This is a genomic window from Streptomyces sp. LN549, from assembly GCF_043203805.1.
Classification (GTDB): Bacteria; Actinomycetota; Actinomycetes; order Streptomycetales; family Streptomycetaceae; genus Streptomyces.
This window is the reverse complement of record NZ_JAZHRI010000002.1, coordinates 6,841,445-6,866,796: the sequence shown is the minus strand read 5'-3', so window position 1 is coordinate 6,866,796 and position 25,352 is coordinate 6,841,445. Positions and strand designations below refer to the sequence as shown.

Genomic DNA, 25,352 nt, shown 5'->3' with positions numbered 1-25,352 from the left:
GAGACACCATGTCCGAGCAGCCCCTAGTCGTCCTCGATCCCACCGGCTCCGACCGTCACGCCGAGTACCAGGCCCTGCGCGACCGCGGTCCGGCCACCCGTGTGGACGTCCTCGGTGTGACCGCGTGGTCGGTCACCGACCCGGCCCTCCTCAAGGAGCTCCTCACCAGCCCGGACGTCTCCAAGGACGCCCGCGCCCACTGGCCGGCCTTCGCCGAGACCGTGGCCACCTGGCCCCTCGCCCTCTGGGTCGCCGTGAACAACATGTTCACCGCCTACGGAGGCGACCACCGACGGCTCCGCCGGATGGTGGCCCCGGCGTTCAGCGCCCGCCGCATCCAGGACCTGCGTTCATCGGTCGAGAAGGTGGTCGCCACGCTCCTCGACGATCTCGACTCCCGGCCGGCCGGTGAAGTGGCCGATCTGCGCCAGGACCTCGCCTACCCGCTGCCGATCGCGGTGATCGGCCAGCTCATGGGTGTCCCCGAGCACCAGCTCGACGGCTTCCGCGCCGTGGTCGACGGTGTCTTCGACACCACCCTCACCGTCGAGCAGGCCACCGCGAACACGGCCTCACTGTACGAGGCCCTCAACGGTCTGATCGCGGCCAAGCGCGCGGATCCCGGCGACGACATGACCTCGCTCCTCATCGCCTCCCGCGACGACGAGGGGGACGGCGGCGCCCTCACCGACGACGAGCTGCGCGACACGCTGCTGCTGATGGTCTCCGCCGGATACGACACCACGGTCAACGTGATCGACCAGGCCATCACCGCTCTGCTGGCCGATCCCGCGCAGCTGGCCCATCTGCGGGCCGGCCGCGCCGACTGGAACAGCGTCGTCGAGGAGACCCTTCGGCACGAGCCCGCCGTCAAGCACCTGCCCATGCGCTTCGCCCTGGCGGACATCCCCCTGCCCGACGGACAGAAGATCGCCCGGGGCGAGGCGATCCTCGCCTCCTACGCCGCCGCCAACCGCCACCCCGGCGTGCACGGTGAATCCGCGGACCTCTTCGACGTCACCCGGCCGACGAAGGAGCACCTGGCCTTCGGCCACGGCGTGCACTTCTGCCTCGGCGCCCCGCTCGCCCGCCTGGAGATCGCTACCGCGCTCCAGCAGCTCTTCGAACGGTTCCCCGAGGCCGAACTCGCTGTTCCCGCAGCCGAACTGCAGCCGCTGCCCTCCCTGATCAGCAACGGGCACCAGACCCTTCCGGTACGCCTGCGCCCGGCCGCCGGATGACCCTGCGTACGGGCCCGCCACCGGAGTGGTGGGCCCGTACGGAGCATGCCGGGACAGGCGGCGCCACCCGACGACCGTTGACAGCGCACCACCCCCGTGCGACTTTCGAAGCGCTTCGACGATCGTGGCGGTCCGGCGGGCAGCCGATACCGCCACCCGGCCACACCCTGGGACGGACATGGCGCTCTTCGACAACCCCGTGATACCCGGCTTCAGTCCGGACCCGAGCATCTGCCGGGTGGGCGACGACTACTACGTGGCGACGTCCAGCTTCGAGTACGTGCCCGGGGTGCCCCTGTGGCACAGCCGCGATCTGGTGCACTGGCGGCTGATCGGGCACGCGCTGGACCGCCCCGGCCAGTTGGAACTGCCGGACACGGTCCCGGCCTCGTGCGGTGTGTACGCACCCACCCTCAGGCACCACGACGGCCGCTTCTGGATGATCACGACCGTGGTCACCGGCGCCGGCACCGTCCTGGTCACCGCCAAGGACCCCGCCGGACCCTGGTCGGACCCCGTTCCGGTCGGGGTACCCGGCATCGACCCCGATCTGGCCTGGGACGAGGACGGCACCTGCTGGTGCGTGTACTCGGACGACGGTATCCACGGGGTGCGCATCGATCCGGAGACGGGCGAAGCGCTGGGCGAGCCGGTTGCCCTGTGGTCGGGCAGCGGGCTGCAGTACCCCGAAGGACCGCACCTGTACCGGATCGGTGACTGGTGGTACCTGCTGCTGTCGGAGGGCGGCACCGAGCGCGGGCACGCGATGTCGGTGGCCCGGGCCCGCAGCCTGCCGGGGCCGTTCGAAACGCACCCGGACAACCCCGTGCTCTCCCACCGCAGCACCGGCCACCCCGTGCAGAACGTCGGCCACGGAGACCTCGTCCAGGCACATGACGACACCTGGTGGATGGTGCTGCTGGGCACCCGGCCCCGCGGCGACACCCCCAAGTACCACGGCCTGGGCCGGGAGACGTTCCTGGCGCCGGTCCGCTGGGAGGACGAGTGGCCGCTGCCGGGGCCGGTGGACCTGCGGGCGGAGGCCCCCGCGCTGTCGCCGCACCCGTGGCCGGACGAGCCGGAGCGGGACGACTTCGACTCCCCCGCGCTCGCGCCGTGCTGGGTGTCGCCGAGGCGGCACGATCCGGCCGCCGTCCGCCTCGACGAGCGACCGGGGCACCTGGTGCTGCACGCCCGCGCGGACAGCCTCGACGTGCCCGGCGCACTCTTCGTGGGGCGGCGCCAGCAGGACCCCGACTGCACCGCCCGTACGCGGGCCGACGTCGCCGCGGGAGGCCTGGGCGGGCTCGCCGTACGGCTCGACGAGGCGCACCACTACCGGGTGGAGACGGACGGCTCCGGCATGGTCCGCGCTGTCGCCAGGATCGGTCCGCTGTGCCACACCGTGGCCGAACGCACCGTGCCGCCCGGCCCCTTGACCCTGCGGATCGAGGTCACCACCACCGTGGTCCTGCCCCCCTCCGTCACGGACCCGGGGGCGACGGCCCCGCCCGGCCTCCGCGTCGGCGGCCCCGACACCCTCCACCTGGGGTACGAGACGGCCGAGGGCGACTTCGAAATCCTGGCCGCGCTCGACGGCCGCTATCTCACCACGGAGGTCGCGGGAGGCTTCACCGGCCGGGTCATCGGCATGTACGCGATCCGGGGCAGTGCCGCCTTCGACTGGTTCGGACTGCGCCCGGCCTGATGCCGGGGACGGGGACGGAACGCGCGCCCTGAGGCAGTGCGCGTTCCGCCGGATTCCACAACCACCCCTCCGACCCACGCGATATGCTGATGCAGATAGTGCAAGCGGTTTGCAAAACGAGGAGGGTCATGGCCATTCGGGCGACCGACGCCGGGACGAACCAGAGCGTCGAACGGGCAGTCTCGGTGCTGCGCGCACTCGACTCCGGCCGCGCCGAGCTACGCGTCTCCGACGTCGCCGAACTCACGGGACTGGGCTCCTCCACCACGTCCCGCCTCCTGTCCACCCTCGAACGCCTCGACATGGTCGAACGTGACCCCGTCAGCAACCTCTACCGCCTCAGCCTCGGCATCCTCCCCCTCGCCGCCACCGCCACCAATCGCCACCCCGTCCACCGCGCCGCCCGCATGGTCCTCCAGGACCTGGCCACCCGCACGGGACTGGGGGCCAACGTCGCCATTCGCCGCGGTACCGAGCTGATGTTCCTGTGCAATTTCGAGGGAACGCGCGCCCCGAAGTCCTACACACAGGCCGGACACACCGCCCCGCTGCACGCCACCAGCATCGGCAAATGCCTCCTCACGGGCCTCACGCCCAAGGAGCGCCGCACGCTGCTTCCCGAACCGCTCGCGGCGCACACCGACTACACGACGACCAGCCACGACCTCCTCGACACCGAGATCGACACCGTGCGCCGCACCGGCTACGCCGTCGAAGCCGAGGAGCGCGCCCTGGGCCGCGCCTCCCTCGCCGCACCGGTCCGCGACGCCTCGGGGGACGTCGTGGCCGCCATCTCGCTGTGGGGCCCCACCTCCCTCCTCGGCAGCCACACCGAGGCAGAAGGGCAGCGGCTCGCACTGACCCGTGAGGTCATCGAAGCCGCCGACGCCATCAGCCAGGCGCTGGGCTCCGTCTGAGTCACACGCCGACAGGGGGTCCGTCACAGGTGCCGACCCGTGACGGACCCCCTTTTCGCCGCGCCTATGCGCCGTACGCCTTGAACGCGATCACGTGCGCGTGCGGCGCCCCGTGCGTCGCGTCCACCACGAGGCGCAGGGCGTCGGTGCTCACAGGACCGCCGTCCGCACCGCGCAGCTCGTGCACGCGGTGGCGGCGGCGGTTGTCCGTCACCGTCAGCAGCGTGTGCCAGGTGCCGTCGGACTCACGGCTCTGGACGCGGTAGTCGCGGACCAGTTCCGGCATGACCTCGAAGGGGGTGCGGTGGCGGTGCAGGTTGTTGAGGTACTCGTCGACGTCGTCGTCGAACACCACGCGCGCCTCGGTGAGCCGGCGCTCCTCGTCCCAGTCGAGGCGCAGCCACTGCGCCGCCCGGTCCGGGTCGGCCAACGGCTCCGACGACCACATCTGCGGTCCCCCGTAGGGGCGCTGGAACCCGCCGACGGCCCGCTCGGGCAGGAACGCCGCGGTCTCCGGGGTGGCACGGAAGCCGAAGGTCCGCCGGCGCAGGCCGCGGGCCTGCCACTCCAGGACCAGCTGGCCGTCCTCCTCGGGAATGTCGTGGTCGACGGCCACATCGCCCTCGACCCTGCTGCGCAGCGCGAGAACACCGTCGGTGCGCACGGGGACGAGGACCAGCGCCGCTCCCGGACAGGCACGCACGATCAGGACGACGTTCTCCGGGGCGTCCGGGCGGTGGCCGAGACGCGCCGTGACCCAGTGGGGGCCGTCGGCCGGCACGGTCACCGTGGTGGTGAGCAGGTGGTCGACGGGGACGGCGTTCTCGGGGCGGCCGGTACTCCACAGCTCCACGGTGAGCTCGCGCGGCCGCTCGCCCGGAGCGCCGTGGACCAGCAGGTCGACCGTGTCGAGGGCGGGGTCGACCGGCAGCAGCAGCGCGAGGTCGCGGGTGAGCGGGTACGGCTCGCCGGGCGCAGCCGGGGTCGGCTCCGCAGCCAGCCGGCTCAGGTATGAGGAGGCGCTCACCCGGGCCGCGCGTGCCAGGTTGTCGGGGTCGTCGTCGTGCAGGCCGATCACCGAGGCGTCCTGCCGCAGCAGGGTGCGGCGCACCAGTTCGGGGCGCTCGGCGGCGAGCTCGCGCGGGCCGATGCTCTCGGCGACGCAGAGCGCGGCGGCCGTGCCCGCGGCCTCGCCGAGTGTGGCGCAGGTGGCCATCACGCGGGTGGCACCGAACGCGATGTGGGTGGCGGATATGTTGCGCCCGGCGAACAGGAGGTTCGTGACGTTCTCCGAGTACAGGGAGCGCAGCGGGATGTGGAAGATGCCGTCCGCGTAGCGCTGGCGGGCGCCGGGCTCGTCGGCGTACATGCCCTGCACCGGGTGGAGGTCGACGGACCAGCCGCCGAAGGCGACGCGGTCGTCGAACTGCCGCTGCTCCAGGACGTCCTGCTGGCTGAGCATGTGGTCGCCGAGGAAGCGACGGTACTCGCGCTTGCCCGGGAGGCTACCCACCCACTCCAGCGTCAGGTTCTCGGCGTCGGGGAACTCGCCGGAGTTCTTGATGTGGTCCCAGATGCCCATGATCACGGCCTGGAGCTCGTCGCGGATGCGCTCGTTGTCATGGACGGTGTCGAGCTCTCCGCCCCACTCGATCCACCAGTAGTCGCAGCCGTTGTCGCCGGTGCGCAGCACGCGGTTGCGCAGGATGGGCGTGGTGGTGAGGTCGCGGGCGTACGCGGGCGGAACGAACTTCACCGGCCTGCCGGTGTCCTTGGTGTGGAACAGGATCGTCGACCCGAGCAGCGCCTCGTCCTCCTCCTCGGGCGCCCAGGGCTCACCGAACTCCGAACGCGCCTCACGGCCGATGCGGTAGTGGGCGCCCGCGAGGTGGCCGAGCAGGCCGTCCCCGGTGCAGTCGAGGAACTGACGGGCGTGGAAGGTGATGCGCCGCTCGGAGCCCATCATCCAGCCGGTGCAGGAGCGCACCTCGCGCGCGTCGTCCGGGCCGCCGGCGTCGACTTCCCGTACGTCGGTGTTGAGGTACAGGTCGATGCCCGGTTCCGCCCGGACCGCGTCGAGGACCACCTGGTCCCAGTAGTACGGGTTCCCCTCGGGGTTGCGGTACTGGTTCTCGGTGTACAGCTCGCCCATGATGCCGGTCTCCCGGGCCCAGCGGTGCACGCCATGAGCGGTGGCTCCGCAGACCCAGACGCGGACCTCGCTGCTGGCATTGCCGCCCAGCACCGGCCGGTTGTTGACCAGGGCGACGCCGTCGGCCGAGCCGGGCCGCGGCGATGGCTGCGCAGGTCCCCGCCAGGCCACCGCCGATGACGGCGATGTCGTAATGGACCTCTTCTTCCCGCACGGGGCGGCCTCCTCGGTGTGAAGCACGGATTCTCTCCGCCGCAGCGGAGCGACCATGAACGTACATCACATCCATATTGTGCAACTACTGTTCAGTCAGTGGGATGTGTTGTAAGTTTCCGGCGCAGCCGATGACACCGTCGCCGTGGGCCGTTGACCGAGGCCACGGCAGGTGGGACGACGTCACCGGTTCCACACAGAAGCGGTGATTCACCGACCAAAAGGGTTGACGCCTTCGCACCATATGGAGAACGATCCCGCATGCTGCAACTTGCGTTCAATGGAGCATGCATGGCATTCACACAGGGCCCCGGTCGAAGCAGGGGGCGAGGCGGCTCACCGCCCACGCCCGGCCACGTCGCATCCGCCCGCCGGCGCACGGCCCACCGCGCCACGCCCTGCATCACCGCTCCCGCCCCGTTCGAGAGGACAGACCCATGAGTACGGCCGCACCTCCCCAGAAGGCCGCTCCACCCCGCGAGCGGACCGGCGGACGGCTCTCCAACGGCGCGTTCGCACTTCTGCTGACCGCACCGGGGCTCGCCCTGTTCGCCGCGATCATCTTCTATCCGCTGCTGTCGGCCCTGTTCACCGGATTCTTCAAGCAGGATCTGCGACTGCCGGGCCGTGAGTTCGTCGGCCTGGAGAACTTCGCCTACTGGCTGGACGGCGACTTCCTCACGATCCTCAAGCAGACGATGGTCTTCACCGTCGGCGCGACGCTCGTCCCCTTCGTCCTCGGATTCGCGCTCGCGCTCGCGCTGAACTCCGGCCTGCGGGGCAGCGGTTTCCTGCGCGGCCTGTTCCTGTTCCCCTGGGTGATCCCGGGCGTGGTGGTCTCCTTCCTGTGGATGTGGATCTTCAACGCGAACTACGGCGTGCTGAACGGCGTCCTCATGAAGGCCGGGATCATCGAGGAGTCCGTGTCCTGGCTCGGTCAGCCGGGCACCGCCATGCTGGCCGTCATCGTGACCAAGACCTGGGCGAGCTTCCCCTGGATGATGGTGATGCTCCTGGCCGGTCTGCAGACCGTGCCCAAGGAGCTGCACGAGGCGGCCTCGATCGACGGGGCGGGCTCGATCCGGCGCTTCTTCGCCGTCACCTGGCCGCAGGTGCGCGGGGTCGCCTCGATCGTTCTGCTGCTGGAGTTCATCTGGAACTTCCAGCACTTCGACACCATCTACGTGCTCACCGGCGGCGGCCCGGCCGGCGCCACCGAGACCTTCGCGACCGCCGTGTACCAGACCGCCTTCAAGGGCTTCGACATCGGCCGGGCGACCGCGCTGGGCGGTCTGTGGATGCTGCTCCTGCTCATCCTGGTCGCCGTCTACCTCAGGATCACCGAGCGGAAGGGCGACGCCCGATGACGTCCACGACCTCCACCCCGTTGTCCGGCACCGACCGGCTGAAGCCGTCCGTCACGTCCGCCGGACGCACCTCGCGGCCCCGGATACGCAAGGATCTGCTGCGCTCGCGGATCGTCGCCTGGACCGCCGTCCTGGTGATCGGCGCCTTCGGCCTCCTGCCGGTCTACTGGCTGCTGGCCACCGCCCTGAGCAGCCCCGAGCAGGCCTTCCAGTTCCCGCCGAAGCTGATCCCCACCGAGATCACCTTCAGCAACTTCACGGCGCTCGCCGAGAACGACCAGCTCATCAAGTACCTGATCAACTCGCTCATCGTGGCCTCGATCACCGCGGTCCTGAGCGTGGTCGTCGCCACGTACATGGGGTACTCGTTCTCCAAGTTCCGCTACCGCGGCCGGCGCTCGCTGATGCACATGGTGCTGGCGTCCCAGATGTTCCCCCAGGCGCTCCTGCTGGTGACGCTGTACGCCGTGTTCTCCAGCTTCGGCCTGCTGAACACGTACACCGCCCTCGTGCTGTCCTTCACCACGTTCACGATGCCGCTGTGCGTCTGGATGCTGAAGGGCATCTTCGACACCATCCCGGACGCCCTGCTGGAGGCCGCGTCCATCGACGGTGCGTCCCGGTGGCGGACGCTGCACTCCATCGTGGCCCCGCTGGCCGCGCCCGGGATGGTCGCCGCCGGGCTGTTCGCCTTCGTCCGCGGCTGGAACGACTTCATCTTCGCGGTGACGCTGGCCGACAAGGAGAAGCAGACCCTGCCGCCCGGCCTCGTCTCCACCTACATCGGTGAGTTCCAGGCCGCCTGGCCCGAGCTGATGGCCGCCTCGCTCGTGGTGTCCGTCCCGGTCGTCGTCGCCTTCATGTTCCTGCAGCGCTACCTCGTCGGCGGCATGACCGCCGGCTCGGTGAAGAGCTGAGCCCGCGGGACCCTCCGGCCCGGTCCTGAGCCGGGTCCGCGGTTCCCCGCCCGCACCCTCCCCCCGCACTTCCCCGTCCGTACACTCCCCATGGAGACACCATGACCACCTCTGGCATCAGCCGTCGCGGCGCGCTGCGCATGTTCGGCATAGGCGCCCTCGGTGTGGCCGGCGTCGGCGCGCTGGGCGCCTGCGCGCCGTCCCCGTCCGGCTCCGGCAGCTCCTCCAACGGTGGCGACACGAAGTCCAAGGACTTCGACTTCACCTCCTGGTCGCTCAACGAGGAGGCCGCCAGACCCTCGATCGAGAAGATCATCGCCGCGTGGGAGAAGGCCGAGAAGTCCAAGGTCCGCGCGGTCTCGTACCCGTACAACGAGTACCTGAGCCAGCTCACCCTCAAGCTCGGCGGCGGGGAGACGACCGGCGCGGTGCACCTCGACATCGCCTGGCTCGCCGCGGTGGCGCAGATGGGCAAGCTCGCCGACCTCGGCTCCGTGGCCCCCAAGGGCGGCTACACCGACGTGGCGCTGAAGAGCGGTGTGTACGACGGCAAGCAGTACGGCCTGCCGTGGAACACCGGGTCGATCGGTGTGATCGCCAACTCCAAGCTCCTGGAGAAGGCCGGCATCAAGAAGCACCCCACCACCATCGAGGAGTTCGAGGACGCGCTGCGGGCGCTCAAGGGGCTCGGCGGCGGTGTCGTGCCGTACGCCGCGGCCACCAAGGTCGCGCAGCTCAAGGACATCTTCCCGTGGATGCAGACCTTCGGCTGCACGCTCATGGACGGTGAGAAGGTGACCATCGGCGACGACGCGTCCGTCGACGCGGTCACCTGGTACAAGAAGCTGCACGACGCGAAGCTGATCGCCGCCGACGTGGACCGCTTCGACGCGCGCGCCCTGTTCGGCCAGGGGAAGGCCGCCTTCTACGACGACGCCGTCATCGGCAAGGGCGTGACCGCGGCCCAGTCCAAGGACAAGACGCTGGCTGACGCGATGCAGCCGATGCAGCGCCCGGTGCTGCGCTCCGGTGACACACCGCAGGCTCTGCTGTGGGGCGGCGTGATCGCGATCGTCAACGGCAAGGGGCAGGACGCGGCCACGCAGTTCGCGCTGCACACCACCTCCGACCTCGCCACCACCACCGAGTACTTCGCGTCACGGGCCCTGCCGCCGTCCACCACGGCGGGCCTGGCCGACCCGAAGGTCGCCGAGGACACCTTCACCACCGAGTGGACCGAGAAGATCACCAAGACGGCGACCGGCAGCCCGTTCTGGCAGTTCGCGCAGAACGCGCAGATCGAGGAGGCCGTGGCCAAGCAGGTCCAGGCCGTCCTGGTCGGCAAGTCGAAGCCGAAGGACGCGATGAAGAAGGCCGGCGAGGAGGTCGCCGCGCTCATCAAGCGCTGAGACGGCACACGGCGGCGAAGGGCCCAGTGAAGGCGGAACGGCCTTCACCGGGCCCTTCGCCATGCCGCACACAGTTTCCGTCACACGTATCCAGGATCCTCATTGTGCAATCTCTATTTACGATATGGGATTTGTTGTAAATTCCGGTGCGCAGCGGAGGAGCGGACCGACCCACAGGCCGATCCGTACCCCCACCACCACGCCCGCGAAGGAGTTCACCTTGCGACGTCCCACGGCACGCGCGTACGCCGCCTCGGCAGCGGCCCTGGCCGCTCTGCTCACGCCCGGCCCGGTCGCCCGGGCCGACAGCACGGACCGCGCAGCGGCCACGGCGACGGTGATCGAGAAGGTCCCGTACGCGATGGACTCGTCGAACCAGGCCGCCTGGTGGACGCCTGCCGCCACCTACAAGGGCCGCGGCCAGTACACGTACTTCGCCTTCAACGAGCCCGGCGCGACGGCTGCCACGCACCGCCCGGCCATCGCGCGGCGCGACCCGGACGGCGTGTGGAGCCGTCTGCCGCTGCTCGCCGGGAGCGGGCAGCAGGCCGAGTTCCCCGACGACAACGGTCACAACCAGCCGTCCGTCGCGCGCGACGGCAGCGGCCGCCTGCATGTGTTCACTTCCATGCACGCCAACCCCTGGCGCTACTTCCGCACCGAGGCCCCCGGCGGGGACGTCACGGACCACGCCTCCGAACTGCCCGACCAGGGCGAGGCCATCACTTACCCGGTAGTGACCACAGCGCCCAACGGCGATCTGTACCTGGCCGCCCGCGTCGGCGCCGGCTCCGACCAGCGCCCCGGCCGGCTGTACCGCTGGGACAATGCCGCCGCACAGTGGAGCGTGGTCGCCACCTTCGCCGGCGCGCTGAACCGTTCCGTGTACCCCGACGACCTGACGGTGGACGCCGCCGGGCGCGTGCACCTCCTGTACGAGTGGGCCAAGGCCCCGGCGACCGCGTTCCGGCACCAGCTCTCCTACCTGCGCTACGACCCGTCGACCGGCGCCTTCGCGGACAGCACGGGCGCGGCCGTCACCACCCCGGTGACACCGGCCACGTCCGACGTGATCCAGGAACTCACGGCCGGTGAGGAGTGGAGCATCGACAACGCCTACACGGGGCCGGCGGTACAGAGCGCCAAGCTCACCCTCGACGGCTCCGCCCCGAAGGTCGCCTACCGCTACCGTTCGGCCGACAGCGCAGGCAACTTCCGCGTGTACTACGCGTATCCGAGCGGCGGCGGCTGGGCCCGCCAGACCGTGTACGCCGACGGCCAGACCACGGCCGCCCTCGGCATCACCTGGGACGGAACGGAAGGCGGGCGGGTGTACTACGTGACCGGCTCCGGCACCGACCGCGTCTTCGCCGCGACTGGTTCGGGCGGCACGTGGACCTCGCAGTCCGCCGCACCGGGCGTGAGCGCGGACCGGCTCGCGGTGCGGCGGGACTCGGACGGGAACGATGTGCTGTACCTGCCGGACACCGCGCACAACTCGCTCCACTACGGCCTTCGTTGAGGATCTGAGCCGTCGGTGCTCCGGGCAGCGGGACTGCGGTGCGCGTTACGTACCGGTGACCGATTGGCCGTTGGGCCGGCCCGACGAAACGGCGAGCTGGAGGCAGCCCAGCGGCTCGTGGCGGTCGCTCCACCCGGGCCCCGTACTCAGGAGCTGGGCTTTCCGTGCGGCTTCGCCGTGCCCGCCCCGCCGTTCGCCCGGCTGTCCTTCTCCTGTTCCAGAAGGCGCGCGCACCATGCCGGCACACCCTGGTCGCCCGCAGCCTCCACCAGCCGTTGCCAGGCTTTCGAATTCATCGATGTGCCGCGATCCTTCGACGGGTCGTAGGCGCGGCACAGAGCTTCCATGTTCCTGGCGGTCTCCGGCTGTTCCTTGCGGGCGCGGGGGGCGCGTTCTTCCGGCGGGGTGTGCGGGCGAGGGGGCGTTGTCGTGGCGGGGCGAGGCGTCTCCTGGTCCTTCGCCCGGTCGCGCTCCCCACGCTCGGGCGCACCGCTGCTCGTCGCGACACGGGGCTCGTCGTCCGCCGTACCGAAGGGCACCGGAACCCCTCCGACGGCCATCGCCACGCCTCCGACCGTGAGGCTCGCAGCCAGCGCCGCGACGGCCGTCCGGAGGGAGCGCGGGCCCCGTCGCCGCGCCTTGGGCCGCCAGTCGTCCCGACGACGGGTAGGTGCGGCACCGTGCACCCCCTCGTCCCGCGCAGTACGGAACGCCACGAGCGCACGCTCCGCCGCGACCGGGTCGAGACCGACCGGGCGGGCAGCTGCATCCAGCAGTGCGTCGAGCTCGGGCGACCGGGGAGCGGCCGGGCCCTTGGGTTCGTCAGTCATGTCGCGTCCTTCGCCGCTCGGCGTCGCTCGTTCGTCACGGGGCCGGAATTCGCGGCAGCCAAGTGCTGTGCCAGCCGCTTCAGACCGCGATGGGCGGCAGTCCGCACCGCTCCGGGCCGCTTGCCGAGCACGCGGGCGGCGGTGGGTCCGTCGAGTCCCACGACCACGCGCAGAAGCACGGCCTCGGCCTGCTCCTGGGGCAGTTCGGCGATCATCGCGATGGCCTGCTCCGTGGACACCGTCTCCAGCGCCTGGCCCGCCGTGTCCTGCGGCGCAGGGAGCTCCAGCAGGTCCTGCTCGGCGAGCGTCCCGCGTGGGCGGCTCTTCAGCCGCCGCAGGTGGTCCAACGCCCGGTGCCGCGCGATCGTGAAGGCCCAGCCCCGAAATCCTGCTCCGTCACCACGGAACCGCCCCAGGTCCCTGGCGATCTCCAACCAGGCTTCGGACGCGACGTCTTCGGCGTCGCCGCCGACGAACCCGCGGAGATAGCCGAGGAGCTCCGGCTGCACTGTCCGGTACGCAGCCGCGAAAGCGGCCTCGTCCCCGCCCTGAGCGCGTTCGACTGCCGCCCCGAGCTCCATGTCGTACGCCCGCGCACGACGTTCACCAACTTTGGTCACACATTCCTCTTCGATCCGGCGGTCCCCCGGGTGTACTGCGTCGGATCCCACAGGAACGTCACAGCCCGCAGCCCGAGACGCCTGGACGGGCTCAGGCAGCCGAGTCCAACGACGGTCGGCGGGCGCGGCCGTGCAGCTGCAGGTAGAGCCCCCGGACCGATTCCTCGGCCCCGGCGTCGAAGCGGTTGACCACCTTGCCCAGCGGGTTCCACACCCGTCCGTCGGGCATCCGGATGCCGACCGGCTGCCCGAACAGCTCCCGCTGCGAGACGTCGAAGTCGGTCCAGGCGCCCCCCGCTCGACGCACCATCACCTCGCCCGCGTACGCCCCGAGCCCGAACAGAGTCCCTCTGACACTCCCCTGGTCCGCCCCGCCCTTGCGCAGTCCGTCGACGACGAAGTCGACGACCCGCAGGCTGGCGACCGAGTAGTCGAGTGGCAACCGGTTCCGTGCGTTGATGCGCTTCACGAATCCCGCCACGTAGTGGGTCATCTGAGCTGCGGTCGGCGCCCTTTCAGGGTCTCCACCCATGTGTTCCGTCCCCTCCCCGAGCCTGCGGGCTGCGGTCACGGCCCCTACTGAGCAAGCGGATGCGAGCTCCGGAACATCACGTGCCACGGGGGAGGCAAACGTCACAGAGCGGATTGCCACCGCGGGTACAACCCTCTGCGGGTCTCGGGCGTCAATGCCCGGTCCCTTCGCGATCGCGGCGGGGCCGGAGCCGGCTCAATCCATCGGGTAGAAGTCGGGCTCCGGCATCAGCCTCGCGATCGAGAACGGCTCGAACTCCGGATCCGTCAGTACGCGGTAGACGAACTCACTGGTGGACATGCTCACTTCTTGCCAGGGATACGGGTCGCCCTGCGTGACGATGGGCCAGTTCGCCGGATCCTCCTCGGCGGACGCCAGCCAGAAGTAGCTGCACTTCATCTCACCGAACGCCCAGGGAATGAGACCGCGCTGACCGGGCCGGTACATCCGGTAGGGCTTGAAGGCGGGATCGGGCCCGTCCTCCGGGCCGCCGTCGAGAAACTTCTTCCAGATCCTGGCCAGGTCGAACTGCCTCGTGGCATCGACGGTGAAAATACGCAGGAATTCCGAGAATTCCCCCTTGCCGAACGTCTCGGCAAGCTTCTTGTAATCCTCGGGAAGTGCCGTACCGAGATCTTCCTCAACGCTGTTCCAGGGAATATCGAGCCGAAGCGGCTCCCAGTGCGTGGCCTCAGCGATTCGCTCGATCCACATTCTCTTCACATTCCGATCGAAGGCTTGGACCGGGGGGCGTGCCGGAAATACGACACGCCCCCCGGTATCACTCTATGGGGTGTTGTAGACCGGCACCGAACCGCTGGCACCGCTCGAACTGTTCCAGGTTATGTCGAACCGGTCCGGCATCGGATCGGTGGCACTGGGGTAGTGCACCATGACCTGATAGAAGACGGTGTTGCCGCTGTTGATCTGCTCCGCCACCGCGTCCTCCACCCTCGCCATCGCACCCCGGTTCACGTCACCGTGGATCGGCGCCAGGTTCCGGATGTCCGTACCGGAGCCTCCGAACCGGCTGGCGATCAGGTGGCCCCGCTCCAGTCCCTTCCGATAGAGCGGACCGCCCTTCTGCATCGCCTTGGGGATGTAAAGGGGGTCATCGGTCGGCCAGACCGTTCCGCTGCCGAAGATCCCGTCATCCCCGTAGATCTCGCCGGTCCCCTTGTCCACGTTGTTGGTGTCGTGCCAGTTCAGGCAGCCGATCGCCCCCTGAGCACGTCCCGCACCGTCGAGCGGCATGTAGTAGAGCATGCTCTGACGGTTGTCGTTGCAGTCCTGCTGCTGGAACGGGAACCTGGTGTCGGCGCCGGTCCATTCCTTCTCGTCGCCCGGCCTGACGAGCAGACCCTTGCCGTAGTCCGGCGCGGCGCCGGGCTCCGTTTCGTACCCGTTGGGCGCCGTCTCGTTGTACCAGCCGATGCCCGTGAGGAACGTGTCCACGGCGGTCAGCCATCCGCCCTTGGCCTTCTTGGTCCCGCCTGAGACGAGGTCTCCGACTTCATCGATGACGTCGTCACAGACGTCGCACCCGAAGATGTGACCGTCCAGTTCGACATTGCTGACAGGGTTGCCACCGGTGAAGGCGTACCGGTTCCCCGTGAAGGGGTCCGACCCGAGTCCCATGTCCGAAAGGGCCCCGTTGTACATGTCCCGGCTGGTGAACCGGTTGAGACCCGGGTTGTAGTCCCGGAACCCCATGTCATAGGTGCCGGTCTGCGCGTCCCAGCGCTTGGCGTTGAACCGGTAGGGGTTGTACGCCTCCTTGGACGGATCAGCCGCTTCCGGCTTGTCAATGCCGGTGAACTCGTCCTTGTCGTCGGAGCCGTAGGCGGTGTACCCGTAGGTCGACTTGGTGTCGCCGTCCTTGTCGGTCAGCGTCTCGACGTCCGTGTGCGAGTTGTAGCCGTAGAAGCCGTCCTCGCTGGTCCCGTCGGTGTTGTGCTTGACCTGGGAGAGACGCTCGCCCCACGGGCTGTACTGGTAGGACTTGGTGAGCTCGCCGGCGACTTCCTCACCCAGCACCTCGCTGGACATGCCGAGGTAGTTGAAGTCGGTCGTCTTGCCGTCCGCTGTCTTCGACGCGGTGCGGTCCAGCGGGTCGAACGTGAACTTCGTCGACTTCAGCGTGCCCGTGTCGTCCGTCTTCTGGGACTCCACGATGTGGTCGAAGCCGTCGTAGACGCTGCGCTCGACGACCTTTCCGCCCGCGGTGACCGACTCCTGGCGGCCGAACGGGTCGTAGTTGTAGTCGGCGGTCGAGCCTGCCACGGTGGCGGTCAGCAACCGGTTGCGGTCGTAGTCGAACGTCGTGGAAACGCCCTTGACCGACTGGCTGATGACGTTGGCGTTGTTGTCGTGGACATAGGTCTCGGTCCCCGCGCCCGTGCCTGTCTTGACCGACTTGGCGAGCCGGTCGGCCGGGTCGTAGGTGTAGTCCGTGGTGGAGTCGAGGTACGCCGCGTGGTTGTCGGCGTTCATCTTCTTCGCCACGTCCTGCGCCTTGTTGCCGTTGGCGTCGTAGGCGTAGGTGTGCGAGGAGACGAGGGTCCCGGAGCCCTTCTTCTCCGTCGTCGACTTCAGGGAGCCGTTCAGGTAGTAGGTGGAGTCGACCGTGTTCTTGTTGGCCTTGGTCTCCTGGAGCTTCTGGCCGCGGTCGGTGTAGGTGTAGGAGCTCACCTTCGGTGAGGTGTCGGCCGCCGTCCTGCCGACCGACACCGTCTTGACCTGCTCGCGCAGGTCGTAGGTGTACTTGGAGAACTGGTCGGGGTGGGTGACCGTGTCCGTCTGGCCGTTGGCGTCGTAGGTGTACGACGTGACCTTGTTCTCCGCGCCGGCCAGTGCCTCGGTCACCTTCGCGACCTGGTTCAGGCCCGTGTACGCCACCGTGTAGGCGTCGATCTTCGCGCCGGACGAGGTGTCGTCGATCGAGGTGAGATTGCCGTTGACGTCGTAGGCGTAGGCGAAGGTGTGCTTCTCGCTGTCGGTCTCACCGCCTGTGTCGCCCACCAGCTTGACCGCGTCCGCGACGACCGCGCCGGCGCTGTTCTGGGCCAGCTCGAGCTTGCTGTCCTCGCCCTGCTCGAGGGTGTAGCTGCCCAGGCTCACCCAGGTGCCGGTGTTCGCCGTCTGGTCCTTCGTCGCCGAAGGCTCGGTCGTCGTGCCGTGCGTGAGGGTGTACTTGGCGGTGGTGGCGGCGCCGGTCACCTTCGGGTACTTCACGTACGCCGTGTACGTGCCGTCCTCGGGAATGGTCAGCGTCCAGGAGAAGGCGTCCGTGCCGGTGCCCGCGGCGTGCGTGCGGTGGTCGTAGCCCTGCTGGCCGGTGAGGTCTCCCGTCGCCCACGTTCCGGTGGAGGAGGTGTGCTGGGTGTCGGAGTTGTCGACCAGTACGACCGACTTGCCGACCGGCACGCCGTCGTCGGACTTCGACCTGAGCTTGCCGTCGGGGTAGTACGACCACGCCATGGTGCGGTCCGAGGAGCCGCCTGCCGAGGTCAGTGTGCGGGCCTTCTGCCGGCCCGTGTCGGTGTAGTCGTAGGTCGTGGTGATGTCCCACGGATCGGTGGACTTCTTCGTCCAGCCGTTGTCGAAGTACTCGTAGGTGGTGTCGTTGCGGACCGTCTCACCCGCGGAGGGCGGCAACGAGGTCTTCGCCACCCGGCCCACGGCGTCGTACGCCGTCTGGGTGTAGACGTCCGCCTTGTTGTAGCGGCTGTCCGCCGGGTCGTACGGCTGGAACTGCTTGACCGGACGGTTCAGCGCGTCGTACTCGGTGCGCTGCGCGAAGTCGTCCGCGGTGCCCGTCGTCGCGGTACCCCGCGGCGTGATGACCTTGGTGGTGTTGCCGACCTGGTCGTACTCGAACCGGGTGGTGCGGATCGTGGTCCCGGAGTAGGGGGCGCGGATCTCCTTCTGCTTGCCGCGCCTGTCGTAGTCGAAGAACGTGGAGTTGTTCTCGGCGTCCTTGCTCTCGACGACCAGGGAGTCCTTGTTGTACGTCCGCGACGTGGACTTGCCCGCCGCGTCCGTGACCGTGGTGACCCGGTGGTTCAGGTCGTAGGCGGTCCTGGTCATGTAGTCGTCGGGATCGGCGGTGGCATTCTTCTTCGGGTCCACCACCTTGGTGAGGTTGCCGACGTTGTCGTACGTGTAGGAGATCGTGTCGCCGTCCGCGTTGGACGCGGAGAGCAGCTGGTAGACCTCGTCGTACGCGTTGGTCGTGACGTAGTCCGTCGCGTCGGACGTGGTCAGCGAACCCTTCGGCTCGGTCGTCGTCCTGAGGTTGCCGACCTTGTCGTAGGTGTAGGCCGACTTCCGCTCACCCGACGTGGAGGTGTCCTTCGGTGCGGTGGCCGAGGTGATCTGGTCCGCCGCGTCGTACACCGCCGTGGACACCGCGCCGTCGGGCGAGGTCGACTTGGTGGTGTTGTCGTTGGCGTCGTACTCCGGCTCCGGCGTGGTGATCACCACCCCGGCCTCCTTGGGCACCGTCGCGACCTTGGGACGCCCGAAGGTGTCGTAGGTCTGGGTGACCTTCTTGCCGAGCGCGTCGGTGACTTCCTCGACCTGCCCACGCTCGTCGTACACGTAGGACGTCGGGTTGCCCAGCGCGTCGGTGATCGTCGCCGGGTAGCCCGTCGGGCCGAAGCCGCTGTTGGTCGTCGGGTTGCCCTTGGCGTCGGTCACCTTGGTCAGCTGACCGTGGACGTCGTACTCGTACTGGGTGGTGTAGTCGCCGGCCGTGGCGGTCGCGACGCCCTCGGGGTCGGTGACCGACTTCAGATTGCCGAACGCGTCATAGCCGAACTGCCACTTGTTCCCCTCGGGAGAGGTCTTCGTCTGCAGGTCTGCGGAGAAACCGTCCAGACGGGTCAGGTAGCTGTACTGCTGCGAGTTCGCCGGGTACGTTCCCGGAGCGCAGTCGGCCGCGGGCGGCACGCCTGCCTTGTTGTTCTCCGCGTCGCGCTGCCAGAGAGGGAAGCCCGTCTTCTGGTCGTAGCAGTAGGCGGTCTTGGCGCCGTTGTCCTCCTCCAGATACGTGACGTTGTTGTCCGCATCCCAACTGAGCTTTGTCGTCTGCGACTTGGCGTTCAAGGTCTGCACGGGACGGCCGAAGTCGTCCGTCACGTGCGTTGCCGTGTGGGACTCCGCGTCCGTGACCTCGGTCCGGGTGAACTTCGCGTTCGACGTGTCGACCGCGTAGGTGTAGCCCGTCCCGCCGTTCAGCCGGTCCGTGACCGTCTTCATCCACCAGTGGTACTTCGGGTCGTCACCGGACTGCGGTGCGTAGTACGCCAGGGAGGTGCCGTTGCCGCGCGGGTCGGTGATCCTGACCAGCTTGACGTTCTTGTTGCCCTGGGTGGCGTCGTACGTGAACCTGAAGTCCTTCGGCTGCGAGCTGCCCACACCGTCGGTTAACTGCCCGAGCAGACCCTGGACCGTGTAGTAGAACTCGACCCTCCGGCCGGAGATGTCCGTGACCGAGCGGATGTGATCGTAGATCTTCGAGTTGTTGAGGCTGCCGGTGTCCGAGGTCAGCACACCCGAGTCGTTGATGTACCGGTAGCCGCTCTGGCCCTTGTCCCAGTACTCGACGTTCAGCGACTGCCGGCCCGCCGGGTCGGTGATGTACCTGAGGAACTTGGTCGGCTTGTTGTTGGACTTCCGCTCCTCGTACGTGAACAGCTGTGTGTTGCCGTTCTTGTCGATCGTCGAGGTGAGATAGCCGTCGCAGCCGAACAGGAACCGGGTCCCGTCCGGGCGGGTCATCGTCCAGGCGTCCGGGATCGGGTCCTTCGCCGGGGTGCAGTCCAGGCCCGTCTTGGCCGACAGTCTGTAGTGGACGCCGGCCGGCGCCTTCCACACGCTGTTTGTGGCGTCCCAGCGGAACACATGGGTCGTGCCGTCACCGTCGGGCAGCCGGACCTCGGTCGGGTTGGGGTTGGGGTGGAAGTCCAGCGGCGCACCGAGCCGGACAGGGCCGGCGGCCTGCATCGACCAGCCGGGTCCGGAAACCGTGTCGGATGTGTCGAGGGAGTTGTAGGCCATGCGGAAGAACGTGCTCAGGCCCCGGCCGGGGTTGCTGAACGCGTTGTACGACCACACGCTGTTGCCCGACGCGAGGTTGTTCATCACCGTCGAGCCGGCGCCCGTGTTCTTGCCCGCGTAGGCGTAGAACTTCTCCATGCCCAGCGAGTTGGAGGTCGGGTCCTCGACCGCCACGTTCTGCTTCAGCGGGACGATCGAGGGGCTGGTGACCGAGAGCCAGGAGCTGTCGGCGACCTTCTGCACGTCCCAGCCGAGGACGTACTCGGTTCGCTTGTTGCCGCTGTCCGAGTTGATCGGTGTCTTGACCGTGGCCTTGACGGTGGCGGACTCGCCGGGGATCAGGGCCGGGATGGCGGTGGCCGCCTGGTTGCCGCCGGTAGTGACGTCGGTGCCGTCGGGCAGCTTCCAGGTGTAGGAGATCCGGCGCTCACCGCTCGCCCAGGCGGCGCTCGTGGTGTTGGTGACGGTGAAGTCCACGGTGTACGTGGAGTTCGGGGTCATCCGGGCCGGGGTGGTCGGCGCGTAGTACGTGTCCTCGGTCGTGGAGTCGACGTAGATGACGCGCAGCAGCGGGCCGAGCTGCCAGTCAGCGGCCTCGGAGGCCAGCCACAGGGTGCGTTCCTGCTGGGTGGCATCGGTGTCACCCGCCAGTTTGACCAGGGCGCCCTTGTTGTTGGCCGGTGTGTTCACCCAGCTCTTGGTGAGCGTGGTGGCGTCCCACCAGTGGCGGCCTACCTCGTCGGTGAACTGCGGCACGGTGTCCGAGACCGTGGCCGAGAAGTCGCCGCCGGGAGCGGTCCAGGGGGCCGAGGGGCCCGACTGGTTCCATGTGGCGGCGGTCTCGTCGAAGGTCTTGTTCAGGCCGTGGAGTTCGTAGACGGCGCCGCTCGTGGTGTTGGTGGTCTCCGCACCCCACAGGTACATCCGGCCTTCGAGGACGGTCGCCGTGGTGGGGATGGCCGTGGTGTTGAACTTCAGCGCGGCACGGGTGGTGCCGTAGGTGCCGGAGTTGTCGCCGGTGCTCAGCCACTTCTGCCCGACGCCGAAGGACTGGATGGTGTCCTGGCCGGTGGTGGGCTGCTGGGAGGAGAGTGTGGTGTCGGTGACGTCGTCGGTGCCCTGCAGCAGGCGCATGGTGCGGCCCGGTTTGGGGATGCCGACGGTCCGCGTGGGCGAGCCGAGCAGCTGACCGTCGGCCGTCTTGACCACGATCTGGTAGTAGTACGACCGGCCGATCTCCGGCGTTCCGGCCCCGTTCGGGGACGGGGTGGCGGTCGTGTCGGTGTAGGCGGTCGCGGTCTTGGCGACCGGCGCCACCAGGGTGGCGGACGACGGCGTGAACGCCTGCTGGGTCGACCGGTGCACCTGGTACTCGGCGACATCGAGCTCGGTGTCCCCGGTGTCGTTCTTGTACGCGGTCCAGCTCAGCTCGGGGCCGGTGGAGTGCACGACCTCCGGCGAGTTCAGCGAAGTGCCGACCTTGCCGTACGTGACGGTCAACCGCGGGATGGTCGCCGTCTCGCCGCCGTACGTGGAGCCGTCGGCGGCCTCGTAGCGCGGGCCGCCGGTCGGCGCGGTGGCCGACTCGTCGGTGGCCTTGAGCACGAACCCGTAGTTGGCGGCGGTGCCCGAGACCCACTTCTGAACGGTGTCGGTGACCGGGAAGTTGTGCCACTGGTTGTACTCGCCGGCGTTCTTGACGATCGAGGCGGGGTTCACCAGGCGCACGGCGTCGGCCATGGTCCGCTTGGTGGAGTCACCCGTGTTACCGAGGACGATCCGGTCGGCGTTGCCCTTGTTGAAGTCCAGCTGGGTGCTGGTCAGGGCCTTCCAGGCCGAAGCGGTCCCGGCCGTCTGGTCGACTGTGTAGCTGTGGGTGAGCCCGTCGTGGAGGACCTTGTACGGGGCGGCGGTGGTGTTGTCGGCCAGCGGCGAATAGTGCGCCTCGACGCGGTAGGACGCGGTCTCGGCGATGCGCGGCTGATAGGTGTAGGTCTCGCCGGTGGCCGCGTTCTTGTTGGAGGTGTAGTCGCTGCCGATGTTCGCCGAGCTGGTGGTGGTGACCCTCGGCCACTCGCCCACCGCGGCCGTTCCCGCGTCACCGTCGTCGATCTGCACGGTGGTGCCGGACAGCTCCCCGACCAGGGCGCTGGTGTTGGACCAGGTGGCGCCGGCCTCGGTCCAGCTGCCTGTGGCCCGGTAGGCGCCGATGGTGACATCGTTGGCGTTGGTGGTGTGGGCCTGGTCGAAGTACATGCCCAGACGGGCCGAGTCGACCTTCACCCCTGCCGGGATCTCCGACAGCGGGAACTCCACCAGGGAGCGGGAGATACCGGTGTCGGTCTTGCCGGCCGACAGCTTCCAGGTGGTGTTGAAGTTGGTGGACGGCTGGTCCGACAGGACCATGGTGTCCTTCGAACCGGTCGCGTCCGGGGTGATCGTGATCGTGGGGTCGATCACCACCGGGTACTGACGGTCCTTGGCGGCCAGCCACTCGGTGTCCGGTGCGACGGTGATCTTCCAGTGGTCACCGTCCCTGGCCAGCTTCTGGGTGACCTCGGTGCTGTAGGTGCCGCCGGTCGGTGACGTCGAATCCTTCGCCGCGTCCGTCATGTACGGAGCGGGGATGACCATCACCGGCGTCCGGGGGGCCTCGCCGTACAGGGCGATGGAGCCGTCCTTGCGGGACTTGGGCGTCAGGCCGCCCGCGTCCAGCGTGAAGGTGAACTTCACTGCACTGTCCGGGCGTTCGGCCAGGACGATGTTCTCCTTGACCTGTCCCGGCTCGACCACGTACTCGAGGTCGGCGCCCTCGACTGCGTCCGGATAGGTGACCTTGGCGCCCTTGGCCACGGGCCTCAGGTCCTTGCCGCCGAGAGTTGCCCCGGTGTCCAGGCCGAGGGTGACGGACTCGCCGCCCCCGCCTTCGATCCGCACCAGCTCACCCGGCTCGGAACCGAAGTAGGTCCGGCCGAGGTTGGCGGTGTTGGCGTAGTCGAAGCCCTTCTTCGAGGTCTCCCGCACGGAGACGTCGATCGGCTTCCAGGTCTTGTTCCGCTTGTCCTCGTACGCGGTGGGGACCGCGGTCAGTTCGGCTTCGACGCGCCCGTCCGAGAGCTCGAAGAACCGGGCACTCGGTGTGCGCCGGTTCTTCAGCTCCTCAACCCGCTTCGGCTCGGGATCCTTCGCCCCCTTGGGCAGTTTCTCGCGGCTGGATATCTCCAGGGCATTGGCCGGCTCGGGTTCCTCCTCGCCGGCGATCCGTCCCTTGCCGGTGTCGAGGACGGCCGCCTTCCCGCCCTTGTCGCCGCTCGAATCCGCCGCTGCCGCCGGCGTCACAAAAGCCATGGACGGGAGCAGGGTCCCCACCACGGCCGATACGACGAGACCGGCAAGCAGTCTTCGGTGTCGCGTTCTCACGTACGGTCCGCCTTCTTCTTCGCGCCATGGGCGCCGCATTTTCGCCACCGATATCCGCTTCCGGGCACCCCGGCCTGCTTTTGGGCATGCCAAAGGTGCGATCGGATTCGGGGACCGGAGCGCTCTCAAGGAATCAAGCGCGTTCTATACACGCCGATGACGGGGCGTCAACAGAGCGGAAGATTGGGACTCTTCACCGCACGTCACTCGAAGTCACACAGTTCACCACATGGCAGTGACACATTTTTTGGGCGAATTGTCCGCAGGGTTTCATGCGATGCGCGATGTGGGGTATAACCAGCCGGATTTGACTGACATTCATTCCTGAAGGGACCTCGCATGGCCAGATGCCCGGAACTCCGATCGGTGGTCCGGCCTCGCGAATGCGTTGTTCCCCCTTCGACCGGTCGGGCCATTGCTGCCCTGGTCGCCTCTCGTATCGGAGACGTCCCAGCCCCATGAACACCGACACCCTGAGCTCCGGTACCGCCGATGCCGCTTCCGGAGCGGAACCGGCCGAGAAGCGCCCCGAGCGCTCCGGCACCACCGGCCGCCGCATCCTCATCGGCTCGGCGGTCGCCCTTCTGCTGGCAGCGGGCGTGGTCGCCTACGGCGTCCTCACCACCTCCGACGAGCCGGAGGCGAAACCGGTGCCGACCGCCGCCGTCACCTACGAGGTCCGCGGTTCGGGCACGGTGACGATCGACTTCATCGCGCAGGGCAAGCAGCCCAAGACCCTCACCGTGTCCGGCTCCGAACTGCCCTGGCGCAAGAACGTCGAGGTCGCGCTCGGCACCGAGCCCACCGTGCGCATCGCGCTCGACGACAAGGGCGGCGACGCCGGCTGTGCCGTAGCCGTCCGCGGCAGGCACGTCCAGGGTTCCACGGCGACCGGCCCGTACGGACGGGCGACCTGCAGCGCCCCGCTGCCCCCCGCGCGGAACGCCTCCGACTCCACTTCCGAGAACGGCGAGACCCCGTGAACCTCACCCGCGGCGCCCTCGCTGCGACCGCGCTCGTACTCCCCGCCCTCTCCGGCACGGCGGCACCGTGATGACCATGACCATCGGCTGACGCCGGCGGCCCCTGGAATTCGCCGCCCCGCTCAGGGGCCTGACCCATCGATGTGCTCGGAAGGCGACGGAGAGACGATGCAGAAGAAGCGACGCGGACCTGCCGGCAGAGGGGTGCTGATCGCGGGAGTGATCCTGATGGTCCTCGGGCTCGTCGCGACGGCGGGGGCGCTCGTGGCCGTGCAGACGTCGTACACCACGGCAACCGCCCGTCGGGCGATGGAACCCACCTACGACGAAGGTGACCGGGTGCCCATAAGGAAGATCGACGGCGCAGCGGTCCGGCGGGGCGATGTCGTGCTCTACCAGATGCCGACCAGGTACACCGGCCTGGCCGTACTGCAGCGCGTCATCGGGCTCGGTGGCGATCGTGTCGTCTTCGCGGACGGTTCCCTGAGCGTCAACGGCCGAACGCTCAGTGAGCCGTATGTGAAGCGGGCGGATTTCGGGCCGAGCACCCCCGACCTCGATGTGACGGTGCCACCCGGCCGCATGTTCCTCCTGGGTGACAACCGGGGGAACTCCAACGACTCCCGGTACTTCCTGAGCGAAAGCTCGGGCACCGTACCCATCGCCGCGGTCCAGGGCCGCGCACTCGCGAGCGGTACCGTACCCATGGTGCTCGGGCTGACCGTGGTGCTCGGCGTACTCTGCGCCGTCGGCGGCGGCATCTGTGTACTGGTCGGCCGGCGGACCCGGTCCCGGCTTCCCCGGTGACCGTGTCTACGAGGGCACGCTGTTCGACTTCGGCTCGGCCGGCTCTACGGCAACCCCGCACGCCGGGGGCAGACGGAAGCGACAGGTGCACGGCAGCACCGGGCGGTGGCTACTTCCCGGCTGCGGTGGTGGCGGGTCGTGCGCCCGGATCAGTCGACAGGCGGATCGGACCTCCGGAGCCGTGTGTCCGGAAGTGTCCTCGCGCAGTGGCGTCCCACGGACTGCCTCGAGAACGACAGTACGGGGTACTCCATTTTCGCGGCCGCGATCCAGTCATTGGCGGCGCGGTCCTGGTGATCAGCGGACTGCGGAGCCGGGGTCCGTGGCGGTCGAGGTGTCAGGATAAAGAGTGAAGACCCGGTCCAGGCCGACGATACGCAGGATCCGGGCGGTGTTGGCTGGGACAGCGGCCAGGGCCATGTCGCCGCCCTGTTCCGTAGCCAGGTTGCGTGCCACCAGCAAAGCGGTGATGCCGCTGGAGTCGACGAATTGCAGGCCGGTCAGATCCACGACCAGCAGTTGGCCACTGGCCAGGGTGAGGCGGTCCACGGCCTGACGGAGTTCGGGTGCCGTCGCATGGTCGAGGTCACCGGTGATCTCCAGTACGGGACCGGTGCCTGCGTGGTGGACGGCGATCGTCAGCTGGCTCAT

The 25,352-nt window shown here is 68.7% G+C and carries 16 protein-coding genes; 9 read left to right on the top strand and 7 right to left on the bottom strand.

The window, feature by feature from the left end; translation table 11 throughout:
* Positions 1-8: 8 nt before the first annotated feature.
* The 3 genes from SH922_RS30780 to SH922_RS30770 all read left to right on the top strand — a co-directional run bounded on the left by SH922_RS30780 (position 9) and on the right by SH922_RS30770 (position 3,866).
* Positions 9-1,241 (top strand): cytochrome P450, encoded by a 1,233-nt coding sequence (locus SH922_RS30780; RefSeq protein ID WP_393061558.1) that lies wholly within the window; start codon positions 9-11, stop codon positions 1,239-1,241.
* A gap of 178 nt (positions 1,242-1,419) precedes the next feature.
* Positions 1,420-2,949 (top strand): glycoside hydrolase family 43 protein, encoded by a 1,530-nt coding sequence (locus tag SH922_RS30775; protein WP_393061556.1) that lies wholly within the window; start codon positions 1,420-1,422, stop codon positions 2,947-2,949.
* Between the two features lie 128 nt (positions 2,950-3,077).
* On the top strand, positions 3,078-3,866 hold the full coding sequence (locus tag SH922_RS30770; protein ID WP_393061554.1) for an IclR family transcriptional regulator: 789 nt from the start codon (positions 3,078-3,080) through the stop codon (positions 3,864-3,866).
* Between the two features lie 64 nt (positions 3,867-3,930).
* On the opposite strand, the gene SH922_RS30765 is transcribed toward SH922_RS30770, so the two are convergent.
* Positions 3,931-6,258 carry an FAD-dependent oxidoreductase gene (locus SH922_RS30765; protein ID WP_393061552.1) on the bottom strand — a complete coding sequence of 776 codons (2,328 nt, stop codon included), beginning with the start codon at positions 6,256-6,258 and terminating at the stop codon, positions 3,931-3,933.
* 410 nt (positions 6,259-6,668) lie between these two features.
* Here SH922_RS30765 and SH922_RS30760 point away from each other — a divergent pair, with 410 nt between their 5' ends.
* The 4 genes from SH922_RS30760 (at position 6,669) to SH922_RS30745 (ending at position 11,446) form a co-directional block, all read left to right on the top strand.
* The gene (locus SH922_RS30760; protein ID WP_393061550.1) at positions 6,669-7,598 is read left to right on the top strand and encodes a carbohydrate ABC transporter permease; all 930 of its coding nucleotides are present in this window, start codon (positions 6,669-6,671) and stop codon (positions 7,596-7,598) included.
* Entirely contained in the window at positions 7,595-8,515 is a 921-nt protein-coding gene (locus tag SH922_RS30755) for a carbohydrate ABC transporter permease (protein WP_393061548.1), read from the top strand. Before SH922_RS30760 ends, SH922_RS30755 begins: the two co-directional genes overlap by 4 nt.
* Before the next feature lie 101 nt (positions 8,516-8,616).
* On the top strand, positions 8,617-9,924 hold the full coding sequence (locus SH922_RS30750) for an ABC transporter substrate-binding protein (protein WP_393061546.1): 1,308 nt from the start codon (positions 8,617-8,619) through the stop codon (positions 9,922-9,924).
* Between the two features lie 220 nt (positions 9,925-10,144).
* Positions 10,145-11,446 (top strand): BNR-4 repeat-containing protein, encoded by a 1,302-nt coding sequence (locus tag SH922_RS30745; protein ID WP_393061544.1) that lies wholly within the window; start codon positions 10,145-10,147, stop codon positions 11,444-11,446.
* Between the two features lie 146 nt (positions 11,447-11,592).
* Here SH922_RS30745 and SH922_RS30740 read toward each other — a convergent pair whose 3' ends face one another.
* From SH922_RS30740 to SH922_RS30720, 5 genes are all read right to left on the bottom strand, one after another.
* On the bottom strand, positions 11,593-12,276 hold the full coding sequence (locus SH922_RS30740; RefSeq protein WP_393061542.1) for a hypothetical protein: 684 nt from the start codon (positions 12,274-12,276) through the stop codon (positions 11,593-11,595).
* Positions 12,273-12,857, bottom strand: a complete 585-nt coding sequence (locus SH922_RS30735; RefSeq protein ID WP_393063738.1) for an RNA polymerase sigma factor — start codon at positions 12,855-12,857, stop codon at positions 12,273-12,275. Before SH922_RS30735 ends, SH922_RS30740 begins: the two co-directional genes overlap by 4 nt.
* A gap of 130 nt (positions 12,858-12,987) precedes the next feature.
* On the bottom strand, positions 12,988-13,389 hold the full coding sequence (locus tag SH922_RS30730; protein ID WP_393061540.1) for a hypothetical protein: 402 nt from the start codon (positions 13,387-13,389) through the stop codon (positions 12,988-12,990).
* Positions 13,390-13,623: 234 nt separating this feature from the next.
* On the bottom strand, positions 13,624-14,142 hold the full coding sequence (locus tag SH922_RS30725; RefSeq protein WP_393061538.1) for a hypothetical protein: 519 nt from the start codon (positions 14,140-14,142) through the stop codon (positions 13,624-13,626).
* 72 nt (positions 14,143-14,214) lie between these two features.
* A complete protein-coding gene (locus tag SH922_RS30720; RefSeq protein ID WP_393061536.1) occupies positions 14,215-22,839 on the bottom strand; it encodes a DNRLRE domain-containing protein in 8,625 nt (2,874 codons plus the stop codon).
* Positions 22,840-23,369: 530 nt separating this feature from the next.
* On the opposite strand from SH922_RS30720, the gene SH922_RS30715 reads away from it, so the two are divergent.
* Both SH922_RS30715 and lepB read left to right on the top strand, forming a co-directional pair.
* Complete coding sequence (locus tag SH922_RS30715) at positions 23,370-23,894, top strand: hypothetical protein (RefSeq protein ID WP_393061534.1); 525 nt, start codon at positions 23,370-23,372, stop codon at positions 23,892-23,894.
* 168 nt (positions 23,895-24,062) lie between these two features.
* Positions 24,063-24,701, top strand: a complete 639-nt coding sequence (gene lepB / locus SH922_RS30710; RefSeq protein WP_393061532.1) for a signal peptidase I — start codon at positions 24,063-24,065, stop codon at positions 24,699-24,701.
* A gap of 297 nt (positions 24,702-24,998) precedes the next feature.
* Here lepB and SH922_RS30705 read toward each other — a convergent pair whose 3' ends face one another.
* Complete coding sequence (locus SH922_RS30705; protein ID WP_393061530.1) at positions 24,999-25,352, bottom strand: STAS domain-containing protein; 354 nt, start codon at positions 25,350-25,352, stop codon at positions 24,999-25,001.